Consider the following 4496-nt stretch of genomic DNA (forward strand, 5'->3'; position numbering starts at 1 on the left):
GCTCGTCGCCGGTGATCAGGGCGGTGACCCGGCGGTGCGCGCCGTCCAGCGCCTCCGGGGTGCCGCGCACCACCACGACGTCGGACGCCGCGTGCTGGACCAGGGGCAGCACGAACCGGCCGAGGCCGAAGGACGTGCCGTTGTCACCGCGGTGCGGCACCACGACCAACTGGGCGCGCGTGCTGGCCAGCAGCAGGTCGTGGACCAGGTCCGGGGTGGTCGGGTGCACCTCCAGCGGCGCTCCGACCAGCTGTGCGTGCGCCGTCGCCCAGCGGAGCGCGGCCTCGCCCCAGGGGGAGCTGTCGCGCACGGTGACGACCGGGAGGGGTGTGGGGCTCATGACTCGACCACCAATCGGAGAAGCGGCTCACAGCAGGAAGTCGGTGACCGCGCGGCGCGGCGTCGGCGGCACGGGCGAGCCGAAGCCGATGCGCAGCACGGTCTGGGGCACGACGCCGCCGCCGAGCGACCGGCGCAGCTCCTCGCGGACCGAACGCACCTCGATCGCCTGCGACATGAACGACACGGACAGCCCGAGGGTGGTCGCGGTCAGCAGCACCCGCTGCAACGCCTGACCGGTCTGCAACTCGGCCAGCGGACCGTCGTAGAACGAGCACAGCACGACCACCAGCGGGTCGGACTCGTAGTCCTTGCCGGGCAGGCGCTCGGCGGCGTGGAAGTCGCGCAACGCCCACTCGTCCTGCGGGGCGGGTCGGATGCCCGCGGACGCGGCCGGCACACCGTCGTCGACCCTCGTGCCGGTCCACGCGCCGAGCTCGGCCCGCACCCGCGGGTCCTGGGCCTGGACCCCGTGCGCCTTGGCCACGAGCCGCTGGAGCCGGGCGCGGTCCTCGTGGTCGGTCACGACGTGCAGCCACGACCGCTCCCGCTCCGCCGCCCGGACCAGCGCCTGGCGGTGCCCCGCCGGGACCGGCACGTCGCGGAACGGCTTGCGGTTCGACCTGCGCACCGGCACCGCCCGGATCAGCTGCCGGGTCTCCTCGTCCAGCTCCCGGCTCCCGCCCCGGCGGACGGTGGCGAGCGCTCCCGGCGCGTCGGACCCGGGCAGCAGCGTGACCAGCGGCTTGACGCCGTGGGCGCGCAGCGCCAGCCGGGTGTTGAACAGCGCCGCGCCGCACGAGAGGCGCAGCTCGCGGTTCTCCGGGTCCGTGGCGGGCAGGTGCCGGTCGAGGTCCGGGTGCAGTTCGATCCGGTCGCTCGCGAGCCGGAACCTCCACGGCTGCGTGTTGTGCACCGATGGGGCCAGCGCCGCCGTGGCGATCACGTCGGCCACCTCGGCGCCGGCCAGACCGAGCACCTCGTCCACCCGGTTCATCACGTCACCCCAACCCATTCCCTTGCTCGGACCTGTGCCTCCACTGTCCGCCCGGGACCGTCGGCGGCACACGGTCGAAGGTCCTCATCCACCAGGGACGGTTGACTTGGCGTGCCGGTGCTCCCGTGCGAGGGTGGACCGGTGGCCGACTTCCCAGACCCGAACCCGCACCGCCTGCTCGGAGGGCTCCGGCTGGACGAGCTGCTCGACGAGGTGCGCGAGCGGCTGACCGAGATCGCGTCGACCAGGGACAAGATGCAGCGCCTGCTGGACGCGGTGCTGGCGGTGGGCGCGGGCCTGGAGCTGGACTCGACGTTGCAGCGGATCGTGCAGGCCGCGGTGGAGCTGGTCGGCGCGCGGTACGGCGCGTTGGGCGTGCTGGGGTCCAGGGAGAACCTGTCGGAGTTCGTCTACGTGGGCATCGACCCGGAGACCCGCTCGCGCATGGGGCACCTGCCGGAGGGCAAGGGCCTGCTCGGGTTGTTGATCAAGGATCCGCGGGCGATCCGGTTGCACGACCTCTCCGAGCACCCGGCGTCGGTCGGCTTCCCGGCCGACCACCCGCCGATGCACAGCTTCCTGGGCGTGCCGGTGCGGGTGCGCGACGAGGTGTTCGGCAACCTCTACATGACCGAGAAGATCGGCGGCACCGACTTCACCCCCGACGACGAGGTGGTGCTCAGCGCGTTGGCCGCGGCGGCGGGCGTGGCGGTGGAGAACGCGCGGCTGTTCGAGCGGTCGCGGATGCGTGAGCGCTGGTTGGAGGCGACCGCGGAGGTCAACACCGAGCTGCTGGGCGGTGCGTCGGCGGAGGACGCGTTGCGGTTGATCGCGCAGCGCACGAGGGAGCTGGCGGCCGGTTCGATGGCGCTGATCCTGCTCGCGGAGGACGACGGGGCCCGTCGGCGGCTGCGGATGGCCGCGGGTGCCGGTTCGCCGGTGGCCGACCTGGTCGGCGGGGTGCTGGCCGGCGCGGGCGCGTTCGTCGAGGAGGTGCTCGATTCCGGTGCTCCGGTGCTGGTCGAGGACCTGGAGGGCCGGTTGGGCGACGTGTCCGCGGAGGTGGGCCCCGGCGTGGCGGTGCCGTTGCGCTCGGGGGCCGCGGTGACCGGTGTGCTGCTGGTGGCGCGGGACAAGGGCGGTTCGGGGTTCGGGGCGGAGCAGGTGCCGTTGTTGGCGTCGTTCGCGGACCAGGCGGCGGTGGCGCTGGAGTTCGCGGAGAACCAGCGGGCGCGGCGGTTGGTGGACGTGCTGGAGGACCGCGAGCGCATCGCCCGCGACCTGCACGACCACGTGATCCAGCGGTTGTTCGCCACCGGTATGAGCCTTCAGGGCGCGTTGGGCGCGATCCGTGATCCGAGGGTGCGGGAGCGGGTGCAGAAGGCGGTGGTGCAGTTGGACGAGACGGTGCTGGAGATCCGCACGTCGATCTTCGACCTGCAGGCCGCGGACGACGTGCCGGGTCTGCGCCGCCGGTTGCTGGACCTGGTCTCGGAGCTGACCGAGGACGCCGGCGTGACGCCGACCGTGCGGATGACCGGCACGGTGGACAACTCGGTGCCCGAGGACGTCGGTGAGCACGCCGAGGCCGTCGTGCGGGAGGCGGTGAGCAACGTCGTCCGGCACGCCCGGGCCGGCGAGCTGGTCGTGACCGTCGAGGCCGGGGACGCGTTGACGATCACGGTCGTGGACGACGGCGTGGGCATGCCGGAGCAGGTGGCCCGCAGCGGCCTGCGCAACCTGGAGCGGCGGGCCGTCGAACTGGGCGGGACCTGCACGGTCGGTCCCGGGACCGACGGCGGCACGCGGGTGGCGTGGCAGGTCCCGCTGTCCTGACCTACTCCTCGTTGGAGGGGGTGGTGGGTTTGCGCAGCCTGGTCGCCAGGACGGCGGCCTGGGTGCGGCGTTCCAGGCCGAGCTTGGCCAGCAGGTGCGAGACGTAGTTCTTGACGGTCTTCTCGGCCAGGAACATCTTCTCCGCGATCTGCCGGTTGGTCAGGCCGTCACCGATGTGGTCGAGCACGGTGCGTTCCTGCTCGGTCAGCATGCGCACGGGGTCGCCCTGCTCGCGCTCCCGGCGGATGCGGCTCAGCAGCGCGGACGTCGACCGGGCGTCCAGCAGCGACTCGCCCGCGGCGACCGTGCGGACGGCGTTCTGCAGGTCGTGGCCGAGGATGCGCTTGAGCACGAACCCCGAGGCGCCGGCCATGATGGCGTCGAACAGGGCCTCGTCGTCGGTGAACGAGGTCAGCATCAGGCACTTCAGCTCCGGCATGCGCGAGCGCAGCTCCCGGCACAGCTCGATGCCGTTGCCGTCGGGCAGCCGCACGTCCAGCACGGCGACCTCGGCGCCGCTGCCGGGCACCCGGGCCAGCGCCTCGGCCACCGTCGACGCCTCACCCACGACCTCCAGGTCGTCGTCGCTGTTGAGCAGTTCCCTGACCCCGACCCGGACGACCTCGTGGTCGTCCACCAGGAACACGCGTGCCACCCGGTCACCTCTCCTCTTCCGCCTGGACGAACCCTCGTCGACCGCGGTCGACGGACACAGGGTCCAAAGACCCTGCTGCGACGCGCTCAAGGTCCTCGGAGACTCCAGCATGCCCTCAGCGGAGCCGTACCGCCGTCGATGCCACCGCGCGGCCTCGGGCACCGGACGGTGGGCGCACCACCGGGGAGTCGAAGGTCCCGGGCGCGACAGGACCGCCGCCACTGAACTCCGCGCCCGTCCGCGGGGAGGCTCGTGGTGAGACCCGAGGAGGGGACATGGACAACAGGATCGTCGTGGGTGTGGACGGATCGCCCGCCGGTCGGACCGCGTTGCGCTGGGCGGTGGAGGAGGCGAAGCTGCGCGGCAGCGAGGTGGAGGCCGTCCTGGCCTGGCACGTCGACTACGGCATGGTCGTCGGACCGATGTCGGCCACCGTCGCCGCGGGCGTGGACCGCGACGGGCTGCGCGAGGACAGCCGGACCGTGCTGGACGAGGTGGTCGCGGAGACCGGCGCCGAGGTCCGGGCGGTGCTGGCCGAGGGCGACCCGCGGGATGTGCTGGTCAGGGCGGCCGAGGGTGCGGCGCTGCTGGTGGTCGGCAGCCGGGGCGCGGGGCCGATCCGGGAGGCGCTGCTGGGCTCGGTCAGCTCCTACTGCGTGCACCACGCGC

At 73.2% G+C, this 4496-nt stretch carries 5 protein-coding genes; 2 read left to right on the plus strand and 3 right to left on the minus strand.

Features of this window, described 5'->3' with window-relative positions:
• The coding region (locus AB0G02_RS29415) for a hypothetical protein (protein ID WP_360800186.1) at positions 1 to 340 on the minus strand (340 nt) is incomplete at its 3' end.
• 27 nt (positions 341 to 367) lie between these two features.
• On the minus strand, positions 368 to 1336 hold the full coding sequence (locus tag AB0G02_RS29420) for a nitroreductase (protein WP_360800189.1): 969 nt from the start codon (positions 1334 to 1336) through the stop codon (positions 368 to 370).
• Between the two features lie 141 nt (positions 1337 to 1477).
• Between AB0G02_RS29420 and AB0G02_RS29425 the strand changes: the two genes are divergently transcribed.
• Positions 1478 to 3172 (plus strand): GAF domain-containing protein, encoded by a 1695-nt coding sequence (locus AB0G02_RS29425; RefSeq protein WP_360800192.1) that lies wholly within the window; start codon positions 1478 to 1480, stop codon positions 3170 to 3172.
• A 1-nt stretch (position 3173) separates the two neighbouring features.
• On the opposite strand, the gene AB0G02_RS29430 is transcribed toward AB0G02_RS29425, so the two are convergent.
• Positions 3174 to 3827: a response regulator transcription factor gene (locus AB0G02_RS29430; protein WP_360800195.1), complete on the minus strand. Its 654-nt coding sequence runs from the start codon at positions 3825 to 3827 to the stop codon at positions 3174 to 3176.
• A 275-nt stretch (positions 3828 to 4102) separates the two neighbouring features.
• On the opposite strand from AB0G02_RS29430, the gene AB0G02_RS29435 reads away from it, so the two are divergent.
• Positions 4103 to 4496, plus strand: a 394-nt coding sequence (locus AB0G02_RS29435; protein WP_360800198.1) for a universal stress protein, incomplete at its 3' end; no start/stop codon positions are given.

Source organism: Actinosynnema sp. NPDC023658 (genome assembly GCF_040639995.1).
In the GTDB taxonomy this organism is placed as follows: Bacteria; Actinomycetota; Actinomycetes; order Mycobacteriales; family Pseudonocardiaceae; genus Actinosynnema.

Bases quoted from the DNA above. Each gene is read 5' to 3' on its own strand.
- AB0G02_RS29420 (WP_360800189.1), bottom strand. From the start codon at position 1,336: ATGAACCGGGTGGACGAGGTGCTCGGTCTGGCCGGCGCCGAGGTGGCC.